The 22,410-nt window shown below is 54.5% G+C and carries 23 protein-coding genes; 11 read left to right on the top strand and 12 right to left on the bottom strand.

Features of this window, described 5'->3' with window-relative positions:
- The first annotated feature begins 68 nt into the window (after nt 1-68).
- From NYE74_RS28340 to NYE74_RS28330, 3 genes are all read left to right on the top strand, one after another.
- Nucleotides 69-617: a glutathione peroxidase gene (locus NYE74_RS28340; RefSeq protein WP_036625926.1), complete on the top strand. Its 549-nt coding sequence runs from the start codon at nt 69-71 to the stop codon at nt 615-617.
- Nucleotides 618-713: 96 nt separating this feature from the next.
- Complete coding sequence (locus tag NYE74_RS28335; RefSeq protein WP_051985689.1) at nt 714-1,178, top strand: MarR family winged helix-turn-helix transcriptional regulator; 465 nt, start codon at nt 714-716, stop codon at nt 1,176-1,178.
- A gap of 124 nt (nt 1,179-1,302) precedes the next feature.
- The gene (locus NYE74_RS28330; RefSeq protein WP_124333572.1) at nt 1,303-2,595 is read left to right on the top strand and encodes an MFS transporter; all 1,293 of its coding nucleotides are present in this window, start codon (nt 1,303-1,305) and stop codon (nt 2,593-2,595) included.
- 80 nt (nt 2,596-2,675) lie between these two features.
- On the opposite strand, the gene NYE74_RS28325 is transcribed toward NYE74_RS28330, so the two are convergent.
- Nucleotides 2,676-2,864: a hypothetical protein gene (locus tag NYE74_RS28325; RefSeq protein WP_124333571.1), complete on the bottom strand. Its 189-nt coding sequence runs from the start codon at nt 2,862-2,864 to the stop codon at nt 2,676-2,678.
- 39 nt (nt 2,865-2,903) lie between these two features.
- Nucleotides 2,904-3,992, bottom strand: coding sequence for a DUF3626 domain-containing protein (locus NYE74_RS28320; protein ID WP_036625928.1), 1,089 nt, complete (start codon nt 3,990-3,992; stop codon nt 2,904-2,906).
- A gap of 463 nt (nt 3,993-4,455) precedes the next feature.
- Between NYE74_RS28320 and NYE74_RS28315 the strand changes: the two genes are divergently transcribed.
- Nucleotides 4,456-5,025: a thymidine kinase gene (locus NYE74_RS28315; protein ID WP_036625929.1), complete on the top strand. Its 570-nt coding sequence runs from the start codon at nt 4,456-4,458 to the stop codon at nt 5,023-5,025.
- Between the two features lie 463 nt (nt 5,026-5,488).
- Here the strand turns inward: NYE74_RS28315 and NYE74_RS28310 are convergent, their stop codons facing one another.
- The 5 genes from NYE74_RS28310 to NYE74_RS28290 form a co-directional block, all read right to left on the bottom strand.
- Nucleotides 5,489-6,403, bottom strand: a complete 915-nt coding sequence (locus NYE74_RS28310; protein WP_115311242.1) for a transposase — start codon at nt 6,401-6,403, stop codon at nt 5,489-5,491.
- Between the two features lie 566 nt (nt 6,404-6,969).
- Nucleotides 6,970-7,692, bottom strand: a complete 723-nt coding sequence (locus tag NYE74_RS28305) for a class I SAM-dependent methyltransferase (RefSeq protein WP_051985691.1) — start codon at nt 7,690-7,692, stop codon at nt 6,970-6,972.
- Between the two features lie 14 nt (nt 7,693-7,706).
- Nucleotides 7,707-8,465 carry a DUF364 domain-containing protein gene (locus NYE74_RS28300; RefSeq protein WP_036625931.1) on the bottom strand — a complete coding sequence of 253 codons (759 nt, stop codon included), beginning with the start codon at nt 8,463-8,465 and terminating at the stop codon, nt 7,707-7,709.
- Between the two features lie 42 nt (nt 8,466-8,507).
- Nucleotides 8,508-9,518, bottom strand: a complete 1,011-nt coding sequence (locus tag NYE74_RS28295) for an ATP-binding cassette domain-containing protein (RefSeq protein WP_036628780.1) — start codon at nt 9,516-9,518, stop codon at nt 8,508-8,510.
- A 9-nt stretch (nt 9,519-9,527) separates the two neighbouring features.
- Nucleotides 9,528-10,211: a GTP-binding protein gene (locus tag NYE74_RS28290; RefSeq protein ID WP_036625932.1), complete on the bottom strand. Its 684-nt coding sequence runs from the start codon at nt 10,209-10,211 to the stop codon at nt 9,528-9,530.
- A 191-nt stretch (nt 10,212-10,402) separates the two neighbouring features.
- Here NYE74_RS28290 and NYE74_RS28285 point away from each other — a divergent pair, with 191 nt between their 5' ends.
- From NYE74_RS28285 to NYE74_RS28275, 3 genes are all read left to right on the top strand, one after another.
- Nucleotides 10,403-11,413: a FecCD family ABC transporter permease gene (locus tag NYE74_RS28285; RefSeq protein WP_341005371.1), complete on the top strand. Its 1,011-nt coding sequence runs from the start codon at nt 10,403-10,405 to the stop codon at nt 11,411-11,413.
- Entirely contained in the window at nt 11,410-12,195 is a 786-nt protein-coding gene (locus NYE74_RS28280) for an ABC transporter ATP-binding protein (protein ID WP_036625933.1), read from the top strand. The genes NYE74_RS28285 and NYE74_RS28280 overlap by 4 nt, the downstream gene beginning before the upstream one ends.
- Before the next feature lie 72 nt (nt 12,196-12,267).
- A complete protein-coding gene (locus NYE74_RS28275; protein ID WP_036625934.1) occupies nt 12,268-13,428 on the top strand; it encodes an ABC transporter substrate-binding protein in 1,161 nt (386 codons plus the stop codon).
- Between the two features lie 5 nt (nt 13,429-13,433).
- On the opposite strand, the gene NYE74_RS28270 is transcribed toward NYE74_RS28275, so the two are convergent.
- The 3 genes from NYE74_RS28270 to NYE74_RS28260 all read right to left on the bottom strand — a co-directional run bounded on the left by NYE74_RS28270 (nt 13,434) and on the right by NYE74_RS28260 (nt 16,040).
- Entirely contained in the window at nt 13,434-14,843 is a 1,410-nt protein-coding gene (locus NYE74_RS28270) for a deoxyguanosinetriphosphate triphosphohydrolase family protein (protein ID WP_036625935.1), read from the bottom strand.
- Nucleotides 14,844-14,927: 84 nt separating this feature from the next.
- On the bottom strand, nt 14,928-15,572 hold the full coding sequence (locus tag NYE74_RS28265) for a hypothetical protein (protein WP_124333569.1): 645 nt from the start codon (nt 15,570-15,572) through the stop codon (nt 14,928-14,930).
- A gap of 15 nt (nt 15,573-15,587) precedes the next feature.
- Nucleotides 15,588-16,040 carry a flavodoxin gene (locus NYE74_RS28260; protein WP_036625936.1) on the bottom strand — a complete coding sequence of 151 codons (453 nt, stop codon included), beginning with the start codon at nt 16,038-16,040 and terminating at the stop codon, nt 15,588-15,590.
- Nucleotides 16,041-16,219: 179 nt separating this feature from the next.
- Between NYE74_RS28260 and NYE74_RS28255 the strand changes: the two genes are divergently transcribed.
- Both NYE74_RS28255 and NYE74_RS28250 read left to right on the top strand, forming a co-directional pair.
- Nucleotides 16,220-16,441 carry a PhzF family phenazine biosynthesis protein gene (locus tag NYE74_RS28255; RefSeq protein WP_051985694.1) on the top strand — a complete coding sequence of 74 codons (222 nt, stop codon included), beginning with the start codon at nt 16,220-16,222 and terminating at the stop codon, nt 16,439-16,441.
- Nucleotides 16,442-16,734: 293 nt separating this feature from the next.
- Nucleotides 16,735-18,264 carry an MFS transporter gene (locus NYE74_RS28250; RefSeq protein ID WP_240752391.1) on the top strand — a complete coding sequence of 510 codons (1,530 nt, stop codon included), beginning with the start codon at nt 16,735-16,737 and terminating at the stop codon, nt 18,262-18,264.
- A gap of 501 nt (nt 18,265-18,765) precedes the next feature.
- Here the strand turns inward: NYE74_RS28250 and NYE74_RS28245 are convergent.
- Together NYE74_RS28245 and NYE74_RS28240 are read right to left on the bottom strand one after the other, a co-directional pair.
- A complete protein-coding gene (locus tag NYE74_RS28245) occupies nt 18,766-19,530 on the bottom strand; it encodes an exodeoxyribonuclease III (RefSeq protein ID WP_036625937.1) in 765 nt (254 codons plus the stop codon).
- 65 nt (nt 19,531-19,595) lie between these two features.
- Nucleotides 19,596-19,931, bottom strand: coding sequence for an antibiotic biosynthesis monooxygenase (locus tag NYE74_RS28240; protein WP_036625938.1), 336 nt, complete (start codon nt 19,929-19,931; stop codon nt 19,596-19,598).
- A 201-nt stretch (nt 19,932-20,132) separates the two neighbouring features.
- Here NYE74_RS28240 and NYE74_RS28235 point away from each other — a divergent pair, with 201 nt between their 5' ends.
- Both NYE74_RS28235 and NYE74_RS28230 read left to right on the top strand, forming a co-directional pair.
- On the top strand, nt 20,133-20,459 hold the full coding sequence (locus tag NYE74_RS28235; RefSeq protein ID WP_036625940.1) for an ArsR/SmtB family transcription factor: 327 nt from the start codon (nt 20,133-20,135) through the stop codon (nt 20,457-20,459).
- Between the two features lie 112 nt (nt 20,460-20,571).
- Nucleotides 20,572-22,380, top strand: a complete 1,809-nt coding sequence (locus NYE74_RS28230; RefSeq protein WP_036626029.1) for a SulP family inorganic anion transporter — start codon at nt 20,572-20,574, stop codon at nt 22,378-22,380.
- Nucleotides 22,381-22,410 lie beyond the last annotated feature (30 nt).

Below are 22,410 nucleotides of genomic sequence, written 5' to 3'. Positions count from 1 at the left end.
AATGCAGCGGGAGCGTAAAAAGCTCGCAACGCCGGGAATTAAGCCGGAAATAAAGGAGGCACGCCAAAATGTCCGTTTACGACTTTCAAGCCGCGTTGATCGACGGAACGCTAATTGATTTATCCGCTTATCGCGGAAAGATTCTCCTGATCGTCAACCTGGCCAGCAAATGCAGCTTCTCGCGCCAATTCGCCGGCCTGCAGAAGCTTTACGAAACCTGGCGGGATCAGGGCTTCGAAATTCTCGGATTCCCCTGCAACCAGTTCAACGGCAAAGAACCCGGGAACAACGGCGAAGTGCGGGAAACGTGCCGGCGGGAGTTCGGTGTAACATTCCCCTTGTTTGAGAAAATCGACGTCCGCGGCGAGGCGGCGCACCCGCTTTTTCAATATTTAACGGAGCAGGCGCCTTTTCAAGGATTTGCTCCGGACAGCGCGGACGGCCGATGGATGAGCGATTTTTTGCAGCAAAAATATCCGGACATTTATGCCGGCAACGGAGTGAAGTGGAATTTCTCAAAGTTTCTGATCGGCCGTGACGGTCAAGTGCTGCAAAGATTCGAACCCACGGTGCAGCCGGAAGACATCCACCCTTTCCTTGAGCGGCTTATCGGATAATTTCGGCTGCTCTCTTGACAAAATCGCCCGCCTCCTTTATTTTTGTTGTACATACAAAATAGGTTTGCAGCAGCGCCCAGAAAAGGAGGAACCCCCATGCCGAAGGAACCAAGCGCCGTCCCAGAACCAGTCACTGAACAAGACGGAACGTTTTTACATACCTGTATGTACTTCACCACCAACCGTTTAAGCCGGGCGATAACGCGCCTCGCCGACGATGCGTTTGCCACGACGGGCTTGACCCCGGCCTACGGTTATCTGGTCCGGCTCGTCATCGCCAATCCCGGCATCACCCAAAAGGAGCTTTCCGAGAAGCTGTACATTACTCCCTCTACGCTGACCCGTTTTATCGACAAGCTTGCGGGAAAGCAGTTGGTGGAGCGCAAGGTTCAGGGAAAAACCGTTCTTGTGTATCCGACGGAAAAAGGCATAGCCATGAAGGATTCGCTCCTCGAAGCTTCCAAAAAGCTGAAAGCATCTTATGAGGCTATACTCGGCAAAGAGTTGGCCGAATGGCTGACCCGGCAGCAGGAATCCGCAAGCGAACTGATTGAACGGTAAACAATGAGTTTATAAGGCATTGCCTGCCGAAGAGTCGGTTTTTTGCGGAAAAAGCCAAACTGGGGTTTTCTGTTTATTTAATTTGTATGTACAAACAAAATACAACAAGAGGGAGAACCATACGATGAGCGAAACAAAAGAACAAGACCGCATCAAACTCAAATCAAAGGTTTATTACGGATGGATTATCGTCCTGCTGACCTTTGCCACTTTGCTCGTATCGGCGGGCATCCGCTCGCTGCCCAGCGTTTTGCTCGTTCCGTTCGAACATGAATTCGGCTGGAGCCGCGGCAGCATTTCCAGCGTCATTTCGGTAGGTATTTTTCTTTACGGGCTGGTCGGCCCTTTCTCGGCTGCACTGCTGCTGAAATTCGGCTTCCGCAAAGTCATCGTATGTTCACTTGCCGTTTTGGGACTTAGCCTGGCCGTGACTCCTTTTATCCGCTCCTTATGGCAATTCGAGCTGCTGTGGGGGCTTGTCTCCGGGCTGGCGACAGGCATGATGGCCAATGTGCTGGGCGTGACGGTCAGCAATCAGTGGTTCGTGAAGCGCAAAGGGCTTGTCGTCGGCCTGCTGACGGCCAGCGCCGCTACCGGGCAACTGCTGTTTCTGCCGCTGTTCGCCAAATTGACGTCCGACTTCGGCTGGAGATACGCCGTTTATACCGCCGTAGCCAGCATCGTAATCGTGCTTGCGGCCGTGGCCGTGTGGATGCGGAATCATCCGTATGACGTGGGCGCCGCGCCGTATGGTTCAAGCGAACTGGTGAAGCCGGCCCCTTTTCGCGGGAATATTTTTCTCGCGCCGCTGCAAAATTTACGGTTGGCCATGGGGAACGCGACGTTTTGGCTGCTTGCCGGCACGTTCTTTTTTTGCGGCTTGTCCACGAACGGACTCATCGGCACGCATCTGATCGCCGCCTGCGGGGATCACGGAATATTGGAGGTAGCGGCCGCTGGACTGCTTGCCATGATGGGGGTGTTCGATTTGTTCGGCACCACGATTTCCGGCTGGTTGTCCGACCGCTTCGACAGCCGCAAGCTGCTGTTCTGCTATTACGGGCTGCGGGGATTGTCCCTGCTGTTCCTGCCCTTTGCCCTCAATAGCGCCTCGCCTTACATGCTTGTGGTCTTCTCCGTTTTTTACGGCCTGGACTGGATCGCGACCGTTCCGCCAACCGTCAAACTTGCGGGCGAAGCGTTCGGGAAAGAGAAATCCGGGATGATTTTCGGCTGGGTCGTCGTCGCCCACCAGCTCGGCGCTTCGGCGGCGGCTTTCGGCGCAGGCGCCCTGCGCGACTGGCTCGGCAGCTACTCGCAGGCTTTCGTCATCGCCGGCTTCTTATGTTTCGTCGCCTCGGTGATGGCGGTGCAAATCCGCAAAAACAAAAGCGGCGGCGCCCGGGCGGCGGCTTAACCCGCCGTAAGAAAAACTTCTATAGAGTAAGTGAGTTTGCGGTGGTAGCCACTACCTAGCGATAGCGGTAATTTTTACCGCTATTTTGATATTCTCCCCCTTATCAGCGGAATAGAGGAAATTTTTGGTCTTATTTTGATAAAAACCTTGGGTAGAACCCCAAACTGCCCCCATTTTCCAATAATAAAGGTAAAAAGTTCCTCTATTTTGAATAAGCACCCTGCTTTAGCAAAAATAGTGCCCTTTTTTACCGCTATTTCCGTAGACAAGGTACGCCTACTCCCAAATAAACTAACTCCCTTGACCATTCAAGGGAGTTTAACCGGTTTCCCATACTTCACCAGCACATGCCACATGAGCTTAAGCTCCTGCAGTACTTCGGCATAAGTGCCGCGGTCGCTCCAAGCCGCAGGATCGCGCTTTAAATCCATGGCCGCCTCGCCGACCATGCGGACATCCACGAGCCCTTGTCCTGCAATACGCCTTGCCAGGGAAGGCATCGCCGGTCCCCGAAAATCGCTGGGCACCTCCTCTACCGGAAGCGCAAAGCCTTGATGCCAATATAGCTTAATCGAATACCGGCGGCACAGTTGTTCCAGCGTTTCTCCCACCGGGGCATTTTTGAACGAAGGGTCGGCCACCAGCGCCTCGACGTCTTTTTCCAATGAAATGTCGCCGTGTACCTGGGCTTCGATATAATGGTTCAAGTTGCGCTGAAGCTCCCTCCCCGCCGGGTCGGGAAACGGCTGATCCAACCGGGCCAGCAAATGCTCGAAAAATTTCCGCGGTGTCAGGTCCTTTTCGCCAAGCGCGGAATCCCTCAGAAAAATCTCCTTCAGCAGAGCCGCCAAAATCATATCGAACTCCGCCAACGTCCCTTTTTCCCTCGGGTCATCGTGGGAATCCATATAAGTAAAGGTAGCCCGGCGGGTAACTTCCGGCGCCAGCAGGAAATAACACGACCCGAACCGCGGCGCCGGCCCGTCCGGATGCAGCATCAGGTTCAGGGCGCCGTATTTGGGCCGTTCGCCTGGCACGGTGCTTTCCGACGGATAGGCGCCTCCGAACAGCCGTTGCTCCCATTGATCCCGCGCCCCGCCGGGGTAGGCCGTCACGCTGCCGCTGGAAAGCAGCGTTTCGAACTGGCTTTTGTACAAACCCTGCTGAAGCATCGCCTCCGCAACGCTGCGCATCATCGGGTCCGGTCTGTCCGGATGAAAATGCATGGCGATCCGCGTGTGGGCCTTCAGTTTATCTATGGCCGCCTCGCAAGTGCCGGAAGCAATATTCGCCATTTGCAAAATCTCCCGAATCTCTTGCCGAGCCTCCTCCTTGTATTTTACCGCGTAATCCGTAACATGCTCTAAGGCCAATCTTTGCGAATGGGTTAAATTCATAGACAGATACCTGCTCTTTCCTCGTTGAACTCTTCTACAAACCATTAATTTAAATTAGTATATGCCCAATCTTTGGGAGACGATGTGATATTATCGCCAGCCAATTAAAATAGTTTGGTATCTTATTGAAAAATCAATGTGATGCAAAGGGGCGATACAGGAATGATTCGTATTGGATTGATCGAGATTATGATCCGCAAGTTAAAGCGCATGCCGCCATTCCGGAAGCCTTCAAACTATTCATTACTCCACTCACCTGTTCAGTTAGTGAAACCACCCATACCTTCCGCCCGAACGCTCGGCGTTTAAAAGCATCGTTCATCCGTTGATCCGGGCATTTGTGCAGGCGGCGATGATCGCAAAATAATACTGTAATTCATGGTTCCTTTATCTATGCGATGGGCTGTTGTATGATAGAATAATTATGTTTGACGATTATGATTAGAGAAAGGGACGTCTTGGATTGGCACAGTTATTTTTCAAATACGGGGCAATGAACAGCGGCAAATCGATTGAAATTTTGAAGGTTGCCCACAATTACGAAGAACAGAACAAACCCGTGCTTATTTTCACTTCAGGCATCGACAACCGCGATGAGGTCGGTTTCGTCTCGTCGCGGATCGGCTTGCGCCGGGAAGCCATCCCAATCTACGAGGATACCGATATTTTCGAAATCGTCCGAACCCATATCCCCAAGCTGTACTGCGTGCTGGTGGACGAATGCCAGTTCCTGAGCGAGGGCAGCATTAAGCAATTGGTCCGGATCGTCGACGAGCTGGATATCCCGGTGATGGCGTTCGGGCTGAAAAACGACTTCCAAAACCAGCTCTTTGAAGGAAGCCGGCTACTGCTCATCTACGCCGACAAAATCGAAGAAATGAAGACGATTTGCTGGTTCTGCGCGCGCAAGGCGACGATGAACCTGCGGGTGGAAAACGGCAAACCCGTCTACACGGGCGAGCAGATCCAAATCGGCGGCAATGAATCGTATTATCCGGTCTGCCGCAAATGCCACGCAAATCCGCCGTTGTAATTGTAGGGGATTTTGCAAACCTCTGTTTTTCGAAAATAACGGCTCTGGTGTCCCATAGGCAGCTTGCAAAATAGAAAAACACTGCTTCGTTTGGTTAAGCGAGAGTGACGAGCTTCTACGGCAGATCAACATTCGCTGTCCGTGCGCTTTGCACGATTATCCCGTTTGATCAGGTAGCAGAGAAACAGGCAAGCTCGGGAGAAGAAATTATTTGGTGGAGAAGCAGATAGGTTTGAGATAATTTAGACGGGCTTAGGAAAAGGAACCAGGTTTAGGGGAGGTGAAACAGACCGGACGGGAGATCAAGACAGGGGTTAAGGACAAGACGCGCGGGAAACGAAAAGACCGTGATTTTGCTGTAGCCTGAACCCTTCCATCTGGAGCAACGCTCGCACTCTTCATGCTAACCCACATCAATCAAATTGATCCGCATTAAGCTACCCCTTCCGTTCCAGGTCCACGATCAGGCCGCAGCCGCAAGGGGCTGATTGGGTTGGCGCGCGATCAGCTTGCGGTAAGGGATCGCCGGAATCGCCACACACATCTGCAGCAACTTCTGCCGCATCGTTTCTTCCGCTCCGGGCAGTCCTCCGGGCAGGCGCAACCGGCGGCGTCCGGTGTATTCGTTCAGGTACGCCTGCAGATGTTTCAGTCCCAAGGCTCCATACGTACTCTTCAGCGATTCCCACGCCTCTCTCACCACTTTCCGCAAGGGCGCATACAGCCGAAAGGCCTGAGGGAACAACTGTACCGCCGATGTACGGACATCCACATGCCCGCTAATAAACGCGGTTAGATCGTGACGGTTTGCCCTCTTTTCGCCTCCCCGCTTATTTGGCACCAGGCGGATTTTGACCTGTTCCGGCTCGCCCGAATCCTTGACCGTGCAGCCGGCCACGACCGCCGAGGCGTACGGATGCGAAAGCTGACACTGGGACGGATTACGCCCATACTGATCGCTGTTCACCTTCACGTCTCCAGAGAGCAGCTCCCGGGCATCGAACTCCCCTACGGAATGACGTATTTTGTGCAGCATTGACCAGGCGGTCTTGTAGGTGACCCGGATCACCTTGCTCAGCCGCAGCGCCGAGATGCCGTCAGGGAGCAGGAACAACTCCAGAGCGTGAAACCACTTCACCAGGGGGAGATGCGTTCCTTCAAAAATCGTGCCGACCAAAGGCGATGTTTGATGCTTGCATTTCCCGCACTCGAACAAAGGGATATGCCGGGAGGTCAGACGGCTGCACCGGGTGTGAGCGCAGCGCGGGCAGACAAAGCCGTTTGGCCACTTCATCGCGATTAGCGCTTCCATGCAGTCCTGCTCGCTGTTAAAACGGCTGCTGAATGGCTGATGTTCCGTTCCCGTATTGATCTCCATGTTTACTCGCCCCCGAATCAAGAATATACGAACGTAAGTTCCATTTATTTCATTATACCAAACATGCGTTCCCTTATCAAGCCGAAAATCTCACCTGAACCGCCTCATTTTTTTCCTTATCTTTTTTGTTTGTTTTTTCTTCTCTTTTTTTGGAACCCATGACTTGCTTTAGCCCCACCCCCTGCTCCATGAACGAAAGGGATAATCGTGCAAAGGCAGGCAGCAGGCAGGAACACCAAGACACGAACCCTTTAGACAGTCCCTTTAAACAGCCCCCTCACCTGGCGTCGATTTGTGACACGGCTCGAAACGGCTACGGTGCAAAAGGTAGATACACTGACCCTGCCGGATCGTGACGCCCTCTTCATCGTTGACGCTTCCATGCTTCCTTGTTTAAACGAAATAGCAGCAAAGCGGTCGAGTTGCTTGCCCGATTTAGAGATCATGCCACCGGCACGTTTTACAAGGGATCTCCTATGCTCTTGATCAACGAAGTAGCCCAAAAAGCCGGGAAGACACTGTCCGCCTCAGATTCAGCGAATTCTAAAAGGTAAAAAAGGCGAGGGTTAGTTATCCCCGGCTTTTTGCGTTGATCGCTCCCCCTCAATCACGAATACCCCCATCCTTTTTAGATAAGGCAGATAAAACCGGTAGGGCGGCCGGTTTACGGGGACGATCCGATTCAGGAACGCTTCCGCTCCCGCAGGGAAACGCGAACCGTGCTGCCCGTAGAAGTCGGCCGCGTCCTCGCGGGATACAAAAGGCTGGCCAAATTCCAGCGCCGTCTCTTTCAGGGAATAGCGGACTCCACTTTCGCTTAGACGCTCCTCAAGCTTGCCCGCCGTGAGCCGCACCCGGCCCGCCCCGGCCCCGCTTCGTCCCGTCAAGTTGCTGCCTTCATCCCAATCGGCAATTACAATCAGCTTGCGGCAATACGGCAAAAAGCGTTCGGCCGACAGGCTGCCGAAATAGGACAGCAAGATGACGTCGCACCATGGCTCGCTGTCAAAGGCATCGTTAAGCCGCACTTCGATATTGCCGATTTGCTTGGCGGCTATATCTTCGGTCAGCGAAGCCAAGGCGGCTTCGTTGATATCCACGCACACGATTTTGCCCACGCTGTCACGCCATTGCTGCGACAGGAGCCCGAGGCCGCAGCCGATATCAAACAAAGTTTCGCTGCCCGCAATGACGGGGCGCAGCCGCTCCGCCAGCTTTTCGTGAAATCCGGTGTAGGCGCTGGCCGCCTTAAACCAGCCGACCGTATTCGCATTCCAAGTAAACTGCATCGTTATCCCCCTATTCATGATTGAAACCTCAGGCTGGTTTTCTGAGCCGAGGCGTAAATTTTGCCGCTTTCCTGGCCGCAGCAGATACGCCGGGCCCGCTCGCCGTCCTTGATCGTGATCCCGGACAGATCGGAGACGCCAAACTGCTCAAGCACCGGCGCCATAGGCGTCGAGGGACCGACGATGACTACCTTGGCCCCCCGTGACAACCCCAAAAGCCGCGGCATTGCTTTATTGGTCAGCGCGGCGCTGGTGATGACAACAAATTCGGCCTCCGGCAAAATATATTCGGCGGCGGTATACGGAAAATCGCCCTCCTTCGGCTCGAATTCGAGAACCGACAGGTCGCACACCGGCCGGAACAGCTGATCCAGATAATGAAAATGCCCCACCACCGCCACTTTTTTGTCCCGGATGGCCGCTTGGTAGGAAATGAACGGATCATATATCCGGTCCTCCGTAAAACGGGCGTCGGAAACGGGAACGCCATTGGCCTTGGCGACGGGCAAGGCATTGTAATAGGCGTTGATCGCCGCCTGGCCGACGCCGGCTTCCTGCAGATTCCACGACTTCACGCATGCGGCAAGATCCCGCAGCTTCATGCCCGGATTTTTCTGTCTAAGAACGGTCGGTCTAGTCCTTCCCGCCGGCACTCCGCTAAAGCCGCAGCCCAAATTGCTGCGTACGAAGGCCGTGCCGGGCCCGCACACCAAATCCTCCACCGTGCAGGAATCGTCAATCCCTTCAATTAACGCGTCGTATAATTCCCACATATTCATCTCTCCCCTCAACTAAAGAGGTAGTTCAATCCCCACTTAAAGTGCCGGGGCGATAATCAGCTCTCCCTGGCGCAGCCGGCGGCGCACCTCCATCAGCGCCTCGTCAAGCGCTTCGATCCGAACCTGGCTCTCCCGCTCTTCAGCCGTCTTTTCGATCACTTTATGGATGCCGCCGCCCCGGATCACGATCCGTTTGTCCGCGCTAAGCGCCAGCAGCGGATCATGGGTGGAGATCAGCACGATTTTATCCTTGCTGGCCAGCAGATTCACCGCCTGTTTCCGGTCAATGCCGGCGTTCTCGATCTCATCGATCAAAACGATCGGCGAAGCGCTCATATAAGCCGTATCGGCAATCATCAAAGCGCGCGATTGGCCGCCGGAAAGCTGGGTTACCTTCGTGTTCAGGCCAAACTTCTCTCCCGCCAGCCGGTTGGCGCAGTCGAAGCACTGCTGAATCACCGCTTCTTTGTCCGCGCATAGGCGGCTTTGGGCGTGCATGTCCAGGAACTCCCCGACACTAAGGTCTACCACAAAGTTCATATTCTGCGAAAGCTGGGCCACCAGCTTCCCCTCCATCCCAAACCGCTCCTCGTCCTCCAGCGGCCTGTCATTGACCAGAATTCGCCTCCGCGTAGGCGTATCGCCCTGGGCAACGCATTCGATGTCGGCAAGCAGCCGGCTTTTGCCCGAGCCCGTAGGCCCTACGATACCGATGATCTCCCCGGTGCGGATCGTCAGGCTGATTTGCTCGGGATTGCCGCTTTTATCCCGGCCCCCAAGCAGCGTAATCGAACGGATTTCATTTTCAAGCGTTTCGCTCTCCAGCATCGTCTCCAAAAAAGCGGCAAACTGAAACGGGGCTTCCGCACGAGTGCAGCCAAACTCCAGCAGGCGTTCCTCATTCACCTGTTCCAACGCTGCGAGCAGCGTCCGTTCCCAAGGCAGGTCATCCAGGCCGAAATTAAGCAAAAAATCGCGCGCAATGGGATACAGCTCCACAATTTCAGCGATTGGGCTTGTTTCGATCAGCCGTTGAAATTTCATCATCATCAACCATCACCTGAACTCCATTTTTTTCATCATACCCATCTGGTAGCTCTCGCCAATGCGCATTTCTCCCGTACAGTAAGAGCATACCGAGGCCGGGGTCGTAAACCGCAGCCGCGCGTCCCTTAACGTCGTTGTTTCGGCAGCCTTGGCTACGTGCTTGCCAAGCATAAAAGCGCCCTGGCCGGTAATCCCGTTGACAAACAGAATCGCGGCCCGGCCGTTCACCTGGCGAACATTGAAACGGAACACTTCGCGCTCCGCCTGCGAGACGATGTCTCCCTTCGTGATCACGATCACATCCGCCAGTTTGAGCATGCCGATTTTGCGCGGTGTCTGCACGCCCGACAAACAGTCGATGACGCAAACCGCCAAAACGCCGCGGATATAAGGGGAACAGCGATTGCACAAACCGGCGCTCTCCGTAATCAGCACATCTAGCCCGCTTCCTCTCCCCCACTCCACGCCGTCCTCGATGTTGCTGACGAAAAAATGATCGGGGCAAACTTTGCCGGAGTACCCTACCTGTACGGGCAGTCCCGCTTCCTTGTACCGAAGCTGGTCGAAGGTAGTAAGACAGTCGAATTTAATGACGCCGAGCGTTTGCTGCTGCTCCCGCAGACTTTCGGCCAACTGCAAGATCACGGATGTTTTCCCCGATGAAGGCGGGCCCGCCACAGTAACCAACTTCATGCTTCATCCTCCGCAAAAATTTATTATTTTTAAATTTACTGAAAAAAACAGCGAATCGGCAGTATCATTTATCACTAATTATAACTAAATATATTTATTTATATCTAATTATAATTTTCAATTGACAACTTATGCAGCCGATTGCTACAATGAGCGACAAAAATGAGCGTTAACGGAGGTGGGGAAAACGATTGAATAGTTTACGATATCGATGGACGCTGCCGGCGCTGGTGTTGCTGCTGCTCATCATCATCCTGATTTCCTTGAACCTGGGCCGATATCCGATTACGCCCGGCGAGGTGCTGAAGCTGATATTAGCGGCGGTTCATCCCGCTGAGGGCAACGTCGATGCACAGCAGCAAGCGATATTTTACAATGTCAGACTTCCGCGCATCATCCTGGCCTGCCTCGTCGGCTGCTGCCTTGCCGCGGCGGGAGCCGCCTATCAAGGGATCTTTCAAAACCCGATGGCCGCTCCGGACGTGCTTGGCGCCTCGGCTGGGGCCGCTTTCGGAGCGGCGCTGGCTATTCTGCTCGGAGGCGGCAAGCGGGAGATTACAATTAGCGCGTTTATGTTCAGCATCCTTTGCGTGCTTCTTGTGCTTGCCATAAGCAGAAGGACGAAGAGCAGGCAGGTGCTTGGCCTGATTTTATCCGGCATCATGGTTGGCTCGCTGTTTTCCGCCTGCACCTCCTTTATTAATATGGTAGCGGACCCCAACGAACAGCTTCCGGCTATTACATACTGGCTTATGGGGAGTCTTGCGGGCACGAAAAAAGAGGAGGTCCTCTTCATTGTCATTCCCATGGCTTTGGGACTGGTGCCGCTGTTGCTGCTGCGCTGGCGCGTCAATGTGCTGACCCTGGGGGATGCCGAGGCCCGCACGATGGGCGTTAATGCTGGAGCTGTCCGGCTTGCCGTCATCGTATGCGCCACGCTCCTTACAGCCTCCAGCGTGGCGGTCAGCGGCATGATCGGCTGGGTCGGCCTCGTGATTCCGCACCTCACCCGCTTCCTGGTCGGCAACAACTATCAGCGCCTGCTGCCCGCCTCCATGCTGGCCGGAGCGGTGTTTCTCCTGATCGTGGACAACTTTTCCCGCAATTTGTGGACTAGCGAAGTACCGATCGGCATCCTTACCGCGATTATCGGCGCTCCGTTCTTCATCAGCCTGATTCTGAAGGCGGGTGATTCCGCTTGAGTCTTTGCGTGGAACGGCTTTGCTTCTCCTATAAAAAGGAGCGGGTGCTGGACAATGTCACTTTCACCCAACAGGGGAGCAGCCTCTTATGCCTGCTCGGGCCCAACGGTGTGGGCAAAAGCACGTTATTCCGCTGCATCCTTGGCTTGCTTCCCGGTTATACCGGGGAAATCGTCATCGACGGCAAAAACGCCCGAACCCTGCCGCCGCGTGAACTGGCCCGTCATATCGCCTTTGTCCCCCAATCCCACGCCCCTGTCTTTAACTATTCGGTGATGGATATGGTGCTGATGGGAACGTCGGCCAGTTTTTCGGTATTTTCCGTCCCCGGCAAACAAGAACGGCTGATCGCGGAGCAAGCCCTGGAGCAAGTGGGGATCTCCCGGCTGGGCGGCAGAGCGTTCATGGAGCTAAGCGGCGGAGAACGGCAGCTCGTGCTGATCGCGAGAGCTTTGGCGCAGCAGGCCCGCATCCTGCTGATGGATGAGCCTACGGCCAATCTAGATTACGGCAATCAACTGCGGGTGTTAAGCAAAGTTAAGCAGTTGACGCAAGCGGGTTACACGGTGGTTCAGTCCACCCATAACCCCGATCAGGCCCTGCTGTTTGCCGATACGGTGATGACGCTGCAAGAGGGACGGGTGACCGCCTTTGGTCCCCCGCGCGGCGTGCTGGACGAAGAAAGGCTCCATTCGCTTTACGGCGTGGACATTAACCTGGCCCGCCTGTATGACGGGAAAATCTCCGTTTGCGTCCCCCGGTTTGCGATTTCCGATACATAAAGCCCAGGCGAAAGCGGGATATCGTTCGTTTTGGAAATTTGAAAAATGGTTTGAGAGAGGATGGTGTTTCGCTTGAAAAGAAAATGGTTTAGTTTATCGAAAATCTCAATTGCGTTGTTGGCAACAGTTATGTTGCTGGCTGCCTGCGGGTCCGCAGGGGAGCAGCCATCGCCGCCGGCCGCCCCGGCACAGGCCGCGCCCGGCGCTGCGGAATCGGCGGTAGGCGGGCAAGATGCGAATCCGTCGCCGGATGGTACGGAAACCGTAGTGTTCACCGATTCGGCGGGACGAGAGGTGGAAATTCCGAAAAATATCGAGCGGATCGCCCCTTCGGGTTCACTGGCGCAAATCGTGCTTTTCTCCCTGGCCCCGGATAAGCTCGTGGGCTTGTCCGGCAAATGGAGCGACGAAGCCGGCGCTTACCTCGCTGACAAGTATTTGCAATTGCCCGTATTCGGCCAATTTTACGGTTCGGGCGATTTGAACATGGAGGCGCTGGCCGCCGCCAAGCCGCAGCTGATCATCGATATCGGCGAGAAAAAGGACGGCATCGCGGAAGATCTCGACGCCCTTCAGGAACAGCTTGGCATTCCGGTGATTTTCGTGGAGGCAACGCTTAAAACGATGGCCGGCAGCTACAACACGCTGGGCGAGGTGCTCGGCATGCCGGATGAAGCCAAAGTCCTGGCGGATTATTGCGACGAGGTTTATACCAACACCGTGAAAACGATGGAAAAGATCGGCGATCATAAAGTGAAAGTGCTGTATAGTTTAGGCGACACCGGTACCAATATCATTTCCAAGGGTTCTTTTCACGCCGAAATTCTCGATCTGCTCGGGGACAATGTGGCCGTCCTGGACAACCCGTCCAGCAAAGGCAGCGGCAATGAAGTTTCGCTGGAACAAATTGTCCAATGGGACCCCGACGTGATTTTCTTCGCTCCGCTGAGTATTTACGGCAGTGTGGCCTCCGACGGGACGTGGAAGCAAATGAAGGCGATTCGTGACGGCAATTACTTTGAGGTGCCCGGAGCGCCGTACAGCTGGATGGGCTCTCCGCCTTCCGTTAACCGTTATATCGGGATGATCTGGTTATCCCAAACACTGTATCCGGATGTTTTCAAATACGATCTCCGGGCCGAAGTGAACCGTTTCTACAAGCTGTTCTACCACAGCGGCGATTTGACGGATGAGCAATACAAAGCGTTGACGCAAAATGCGGTAAAATCCTAAATGCGTTAATCCATATCGTAAATCGTGCCGACCTTTAGCCCGTAAAGCTCATTGTAGATTTTCTCCGCGTAAGCGTCCGTCATCCCGGCGATATAATCGATGATCATATGCTCCCAGGTCCAGATTGGCCGCGTCTTTTGCTGATCCCGGTCAAATCGGCGCAGCCAGTCGCCTGGGATGATCGACTTGGACGTCTGCGGATCGACGAAGGCGTCCCACAGCCGTTTGATGACCCAGGCGCTGCGTTTCTGGAGACGCTGTACCCGCAGATCGCGAATCATCGTCACCCAGGCGAAGCTTTTCAGCACGCTCACCGTACGCAGCATGTCTTCGTCTTCCCGGCCCTCCTTGACGAACGTCACCTTTTTCCAGTTTCCGTCGTCGATCACGCCGAGGCTGCCCACGAACAGGCTGACCCAATAGGCCTTGACCTCCCGGCGCGTCCGGGAATAATCGTGATCGCAGACCGGCATCTTCGTATTCCAGATCGTCAGGAACGAACTGAGCACTTCCTTCACCTTGATCAAAATGTTGTCCGGCGTCCAGCCGGCCCAGAAAAAGTCGTCAAGGGTCATGATTTTTTCCACAATCAGCCGCTCGATATGCGAATCTTTCAGAAAATGCTCGTGCACTTCGATTTTGCCGGCCTTGATGCCGTCCTCCAAATCGTGGGCCGAATAGGCGATGTCGTCGCATAGGTCCATCAACTGCGCTTCAAACGTCTTTTTGCCTTCGGGAATCCCCCAGCGGTCCCGGATGTAGGAAATGTACTCCCACTCATGCAGGTACAGCCCTTTTTTGTTCACGGTGCCGGGGTAAGGATATTTGTTCGTACCGAGCAGAACGGCGTCGGATAAATTCAGGCCGTCGATATTTTCGCGTTTCTCCAAAAACATCATCAGCCGGAAATTGTGGGCATTGCCTTCAAAATGCTCATATTTTCGCCGCATCGCCTCCCGCGTATGCTGCTCCTCTTCGGGAGCGGCGTTCCGTTCCCCCAGCGCCTGCTTCACTTTATCCTCCACCAGTTTCTCAAGGATGCCGTCCAGCACCTCTTCTCCCTTATGACCAAACGGCGGATGCCCGAAATCGTGGCAAATCGCGGCGCACTCCACCACCTCGGGATCGATGATCAGCCCCGGATGCTCCGCCTTGTCCGCAGCCACCTCCGGGTACGCCCGCAGCAGCGCGCGCGCCGCTTCCCGGGCGATCTGCGCCACCTCCAGCGAATGCGTCAGCCGCGTGCGGTAATAATCGCCCGTGCCCGCGCCGAACACTTGGGATTTGCCTTGAAGCCGGCGGAAGGTCGGGGAATGAATCAGCCGCGAATAATCGCGTTCAAACGTCGCGCGGCTTGTTTCTTGTCCGATATTATCCGGGTACTGCCGGTGTTCTCTTAACTCCTGGATGTTCATGTTCTCGCACTCCTTAAATCTCTTTTTCGCTTGATGTTATTGTAGCCGCGGAAGTACGGAACTTAAAGTCCATTCGGAAATAATTTATGCTTGGGCGGCAAAAAAAGGCCGCTCCCCGGCCGTTTCCGCCAGCAAATACACGTAGTCGAGCGATTGGTTCAAATCCAGCCTCTCCTTCGTAATCGTATATTTGCGGTCGTCCAGCAGAGCGAATATTTCGATTTGATCCGGCGGCCCGCCAAAAGCGCTGTTCCAAAATACGTTGGCCATGTGCGTAAACGCTTTGACGAGTTCCGGGTGGTCCTCCACCAAAAACTTCTGTACGGTGATCCACGGTTTTTGGTCCTTTGACCGCTGCCAGACGGTTTGAAAAATGACGGATAAATGCAAATCAAGCTCGGCAACCTGGGTATCCCATTTTTCGTATAACGCTATTGGATGCTCGTAAATATCCGGCTCCGAGATCCGGATCAGTTGCCCTACGATGTCGTTGTATACTTTCCAATAATGCAGCGGATCGGGAAAATCGTCCTTGTTCCGCGGCCAACGCCGATTGAGGAGCACCTGAATCGGCGTATGTAAGCGAACTGCGGGTTCCAGCGTATAATAGTCGTTGATCGCGTAACTTACGGCGTATTGAACGCGATTCTGCCAAGTTAATTTGGGGCATTCGGGACAACCCGGCGCCTTTTGCGACCGCAGCCACTCCTCCAGCTCATAATCCAACACGCAGCGGGCCATGGCTTAGGTAACGGCGCTCAGGCTTTTGGCGAAATTGGCGCCAAATTCCCGGCACAACGCCTTCTCCTCTTGACTTGGACCATACTCCACCTTCAGGCTTTCCTGAGGGATAACCGCGCCCCATTCCTTCAGCTTCTCCTCCAGCAGATCCACGGCTCCGCAGTACAGCCGATAGCTCGTATCGCCGCTGCCGAATACCGCCGCGGTGCTCCCCCGAAGGTCCAACTCCTTCATTTCGTCCACGAAATCCTCAAACTCATCCGGCAGTTCCCCGTCTCCCCAAGTATATGCCCCGAGCATATAGCCGTCATATTCCAGCAACTGAACGGCGCTGCAGTCCTCCACCATTTTCAAATCCGCCGCCGCTCCGGCGCTGCGAACCCCTTCGGCGATCAGCTCGGCCATCTCCTCCGTGTTGCCGGTCAAACTGGCATAAACGATGATGATTTTGCTCATGCCTATCCTCCTTAATTCTATGGCTTGATATTACGAAGTATAATTGATAATGATTATCATTGTCAATTGATAAGCGATCTATTGCTGCCTTACGTTGACCGTTAGGAGAATATCAAGTAGCACGGGTAGAAGCATTACTTATGTTGCCGGCACCACTTCTAAAGAAATGAGGAGTCCATTTGGAAATCGAAGTCTCCAACGGAGCGCCGGCATGTTACTTGTATAAGAACGGAAAGCTTCCGGACAATTGGGCAGGGGATTTGATTTTTAAACAGGGTTATACGATGAACCGCCCCTCGGAGATCAAAGCTAAATTGACCGTCAATATGAATCGGGAAATCGAAAAAATTCAAGTTGGCGGTACGGCGGCAAACACCGAACTCAAAAAAGTAAATATCTAAATCGATTTCTCCATCGCTCAGTCCTATGCGTCGTTGAAGTATCCGCGCTCTCCCCCAATTTTCATCAACTCGATCTCATTCCCGAGACCGAGTTTTATTTCATTCCCGGGGACCTTTGGAGGATACCCGAATTTTACTATGATAAGAAGCGACCGAGACAAGGGAACGCTTCGAGCCCCCCTGCCCGGCTTGGCGCCGTTTGACTCGCTGTTTGATTTGCCGTTTAAATTCAGTTTAAAAATCCGTACTACGATAACTGCACAAAGAACTAAGGAATGGAGAGAAAGTTGAAAATGACATTAGTGAAAAACAACAGAAGCCTCGTCCTGCTCGGCCTGCTCATCGGCTTGATCTTCGCCGAGTTGGACGAAACCGTCGTCTCGACGGCGATGCCAACCATTATCCGCGAGCTGCACGGACTGTCGCTCTACGGCTGGGTGGCCGGCGTATACATGCTTGCGGTCACGCTGTTTATGCCCATTCTCGGCAAATTGGCCGACTTATACGGACGCAAGCGCGTCTATCTCAGCTGTATGGGACTGTTCATTCTCGGATCGATCGTCAGCGGGATCGCCCCTTCGATGGCCGTGCTGCTGCTGGGCCGCGGCATCCAGGGCATCGGCGCCGGCGGACTGATGCCGATCGCGCTCGTCATTATCGGCGACGCCTACCCGCTGGAGCAGCGGGCCAAAATCCAGAGCCTGATCGGGCCGCTGATGATCCTGCCCCAACTGCTCGGGCCGACGGTCGGCGGGTATTTGGTGGGGCACGTTAACTGGCACTGGGTATTTTTGATCAACATTCCCGTCGGTTTGCTCGCGGCGGCAGTACTTTCCATCGGCATGCGCGAGTCCCGGGGAACCGAAAGCAAAAAAATCGATTGGGCGGGCGCAGTTACGCTTGTACTTGCCCTGCTGTCGCTGCTGCTCGCTCCGGTGCTGATCGACAATCAAGGTTTGTCGTGGTCGTCGCCGGTCATTATTGGTCTGCTCGTAATGTCCGGGCTGTTGATCGCGCTGCTCATCCGCATCGAATCAAGGGTGAAGGAACCGATCATTCCGCTGCATCTGTTCCGGAACCGCAATATCGTCGTTTTGTCGCTGATCGTCTTTATTTTGATGCTTGGTGTGATGGGCGGAACCTCGGCATTCCCGTTTTTTGCGCAAAATGTGATGGGATTGACCCCGACGGCGGCCGGTTATCTGATGATGGCTTTTATGGCCGGCGCGGTTCCTTCCAGTATCGTCAACGGGTTCCTGATCACCAAGGTGCCTTACCGCTCCTTGTTTATCGTCTGCTTCACGCTGCCGATCATCGGATTTTTCCTGCTGTCGAGAATCGGCATTGACACCACCGTGCTGTACGTGGTCGTTACGTTTTTCATCCTCGGTTTGGGGCTCGGCGCATTGTTTGGCGGCGACAATCTGATCGTGCAGGAATCGGTCGACAAGGAGCACAGCGGCGTGGCCCTCGGGACGGTGCAGCTGTTCCAATCGCTTGGGGCCACGATCGGCCTTAGCGTTTTCGGCAGCCTGCTCGCCCGCCATATCTCGGACGGGGTTTCCGGGCTGGCCGACCAACTCCCGGCCGGCACGGCAAGCCATATCGCCACCGGGGGAATTCCCCAGGGATTAGCTCCCGACCTGCTGGTCAAAGTACAGACCGTGTTTGCCGGCGCTTTTCAGAACATTTTTACGATTTCGCTCGGATTTGTCATCGCCGCCTATTTTATCTGCTGGTTCTTGAAGAAAGAAGTTCTATCGAAAAAAGAACCGGAATCGGCCGCCGCTGCAGCGGAGCCGGTTTTGGAGGCACGGCCTTAAGAGGGAAAGCTGATATCAACAGGGATAGCGATATAATGCGAGAAGGTGCAGGAAAGGTGCAGTTCGCGGCGGCCATGTAAGGGCAGCCATCCGAAGGCAATAGTGCAAGGGCAGGAATACGGGGTAACTGTGTAAGAGGCAGTTTGAAGATAGTAATGTGAGGACAGTAGTGTCATTGTAGTAAAGAGTAGTAATGCGATTGGCAATGTGAAATGCGAAGTGGAGGCGGTGAGAGAGCCCAAAGTGGAGGCGAAGTGAGCTCCAGGACCCCACGAAATGCAAAAGTGCATGCGATTTTCGTCGAACCCTCCCGAATTGGGTGGATCAAATGCAAAAGTGCAGTCCATTTTAGCTCAAAAAACAAATTTTTATAAAATGGGCTCGAATCAACTGCACTTTTGCATGCGAGTGGCCTTGGAGAGGGGGATTAGCGGAAAATTAAATGCGCTTTTGCAGTTGGTCCGCAAAGGAAGCCAACAAGCCCGGCTTGCTAACCCCCGACTACTTCGTTATCTCCGACACTTCCAGCGTTACCGGGCAATGGTCGCTGCCCATGATGTGGCAGTCGATGCCGGCGCCCACCAAATGCGGTTCCAGCCGTGAAGATGCCAGGAAATAGTCGATCCGCCAGCCGATGTTGCGCTCGCGCACCTTCGGCATGTACGACCACCAGCTGTACACCCCTTCGCGGTCGGGATAAAAATAACGGAACGTGTCCGTAAATCCCGCCGCCAGCAGGTCGGTCATTTTGCCGCGTTCTTCGGGGGTAAAACCGGAGTTGCCTTCGTTCGACTTCGCGTTTTTGATGTCGATTTCCTTATGAGCCACGTTCATGTCGCCGCAAACGATGACCGGCTTGACCGCGTCAAGCCGCTTCAGGTATGCGCGGAACCGGTCCTCCCACTCCACCCGGTACCCGAGGCGGGAAAGATCCCTTTTCGCATTCGGCGTATACACCGTAACGAGATAAAAGCCCTCAAATTCCAGCGTAATGATCCGCCCCTCCGGCTCGTAATCCTCCTCCATGCCGTAACGCACCGACAGCGGCTTGATCCGCGTGAACACGGCGGTGCCGGAGTACCCTTTTTTCTCCGCGTAGTTCCAATACTGTTCGTAATCGCCGCCGAGATCAAGCTCGATCTGCCCATCTTGCAGCTTCGTCTCCTGAAGGCAGAAAATATCCGCGTCCGCCTCGTTAAAATAGTCCAAAAACCCTTTATTCACGCAGGCTCTCAAACCGTTGACGTTCCACGATACAAGTTTCATACCCATCTCCTTGATGTATAAACTGTTATAGCAACTCTATTAAACCTTCTATCTTCAGTCTACCATTAACCGTTCAAAAACGCCTTTCCTTTCTTCACCACCTGGGTGTCATAAAGGTTCACCGTCGTGCTGACAATATAGGCCGGCGGCTGCTGGCCTTTGCTGTTCCGGTGCCCCTGAATATGCGCGTCGCTTTTCTCCCAGTTTTTCCAAGCCTCTTCGGACTCCCAGCGGATCACGACCACCACCTCTTCATGCTCCTCCCGGCTTTTCCGGTTGACCATGACGCTGATATCGACCAGGCCGTCCATTTGGTCCATCGGCCCTTCCTTGCTGAAACGCTCCACCACTTTATCGCTGTTCCCTTTCTCAACGACTATCGTTCTTGTCATCACGAACAAATTAACCGCCTCCTTCTATATTGGAAAATCTATTAAATGGTCCCACTTAATGATAATGATTCTCAATTAAATATACCATGTTCCGCTCCAGTTCACAAACGCTTCAACATTGCCCATTGTCAAAATGAATTCCTATGCTATCATAATAAATATGCAAAGATTCAGAGATATGAATATTCAAAATTTAAGGAGTTTATTTCGATGGACGTGAACCTGCAGCAGTTTAAAGCCGAATTTTTCAAAGCTCTCGCCCATCCGATGCGAATCCGTATTTTGGAGGTGCTGAGCGAAGGCGAACGGAACGTCAATGAATTGCAAACGATCCTCGGCTCGGAGGGCTCCGCCGTGTCGCAGCAATTAGCCGTTTTGCGCGCCAAAAATCTGGTCAACACGGTCAAGGAAGGCACGACGGTGATTTATTCGCTGCGCGATCCGCTGATCAAGGATTTGCTCGCGGTCGCCCGGCAAATTTTCGATAACCACTTGGTGGAATCGATCTCCTTGCTGAAAGGAATCCGCAAACAATAATAATACGGCCCCATGCAAGCTTCCCCGCCGGACCGCGGGGGCTCTTTTTTGTGTCCGGGAATGCGCGGGTCTGGGGCAGCAGAAAGATCATCAGAAAAGAAGGGTTATAGGGATGAAGTGGACAGGACGTTTTAAAAATTACGGGATGGCGGCTTTGCGCAAAGATTTGATCTCGGGGTGCATCGTCGGCATTGTGGCGATCCCGCTGGGCATGGCGTTTGCGATCGCTTCGGGGGTGAAGCCGGAATACGGCCTTTACACCACGATTGTGGCGGGGATTCTAATCTCCCTGCTTGGGGGCTCCCGGTTTCAAATCGGCGGACCGACGGGAGCGTTTATCCCGATTTTGCTGGCGATCGTCATGCAATACGGTTACGAAAACCTGCTGATCGCCGGCTTTCTCGCCGGGGTTTTTCTCGTGTTGATGGGGCTGCTGCGGCTCGGAGCGCTGATCAAATTTATTCCGCGGCCGGTGACGATCGGGTTTACGGCCGGCATCGCGGTGACGATTTTTAGCGGCCAAATCGGGAATTTCCTTGGTCTTCGCGGGGTAGAGCGGCATGAATATTTCTATGAAAATATGAAAGAGATCGTCCTGCGGCTGCCTAGCTTAAATATTTACAGCGTGCTGACGGCCGGCATCTGCCTCGCCGCCCTGCTGCTTACGCCCAAGTATTTGCCGAAAGTGCCGGGTTCGCTGGTCGGCATCATCATATCCACGCTGGCGGCGGCCTGGCTGTTCCCCGGCAAGGTGACGACGATCGGCTCCGCCTACGGTCCCATTCCCGGCGGCTTGCCGGGCTTTCACCCGATATCGCTCGCCTGGGACAGCGTCCGGCCGATGCTGCAGCCGGCCTTGATCATCGCCCTGCTCGGCAGCATCGAATCGCTGCTCTCGGCCGTGGTCGCCGACGGCATGACCGGCACCCGCCACAACAGCAATCGCGAGCTGATCGGGCAGGGCATCGCCAACATCGCCGCGCCGCTGTTCGGCGGCATACCGGCAACGGGGGCGATCGCGCGCACGGCGACGAACATCAAAAACGGGGCGGTTTCCCCTTTTTCCGGGGTCATTCACGGCGTGGTCGTCCTGCTGATCGTCGCCTTGTTCGCCCCTTACGCCTCCAACATTCCGCTCGCCAGCATGGCGCCGATCCTGATGCTGGTGGCGTGGAATATGAGCGAGCGCAAAGCTTTTGCCCATATGCTCAAAACGCGGACGGGAGACTCCCTCGTCCTGCTCGTCACCTTCTTGCTGACGGTGTTCACGACGCTGACGACGGCCGTCGAGGTCGGCCTGATCCTCGCGGTCGTGCTGTTCGTCAAAAGAATGAGCGAGCTATTGACCGTGGACAAAGTGCTGCCCGATCCTTCCTCCGCCAACGCAAAGGTCAAAGCGCATGTGGTAACGGAGGATCACGACTGCCCGCAGGTGTCCATATTTACCGTGGACGGGCCGCTGTTTTTTGGCGCATCGCAGGCGTTTGACCGGTTCGCTTCGCAAATCGAGGACGGTCTGCAGCGGGTTGTGCTGATTCGGATGAGCAAGGTTCCGTTTATGGATACGACCGGCGAAGCCAACTTCGCGAGCCTGGTCAAGCGGCTGCGCGGCGCGGAAATCACGGTGCTCGTCTCCGGCCTGCGTTCTCAGCCGCGCAAGCTGCTGGCCAAAACCGGATGCTTGTATAGGATGGGGGAAGAGCACTTTTTTGAAAATACCGGAGATGCACTGAATTACGCGCTAGGCCTAATCAATAACGAAAAATGCCGCGGTTGCAAACACTTCGCTTTCCGGGAATGCGCCGGGCTGTGCGGAACGGCGGAAGGCGCCGGGTCCCAGGCCACGCCGCCGGCGGCTGCGCGGCACGTGCTTCCGGAACGGCCGGGAGCGCTTGTTCGGGAAGGCAAGGCTACGGTTTAGGCGGACTATTTGTCCGCTCCGCGCCGGAAA

Source organism: Paenibacillus sp. FSL P4-0127 (assembly GCF_038007325.1).
Classification (GTDB): Bacteria; Bacillota; Bacilli; order Paenibacillales; family Paenibacillaceae; genus Fontibacillus; species Fontibacillus macerans.
Note: the sequence above shows the minus strand (reverse complement) of the source record. Positions and strands in the feature narration are given on the sequence as shown.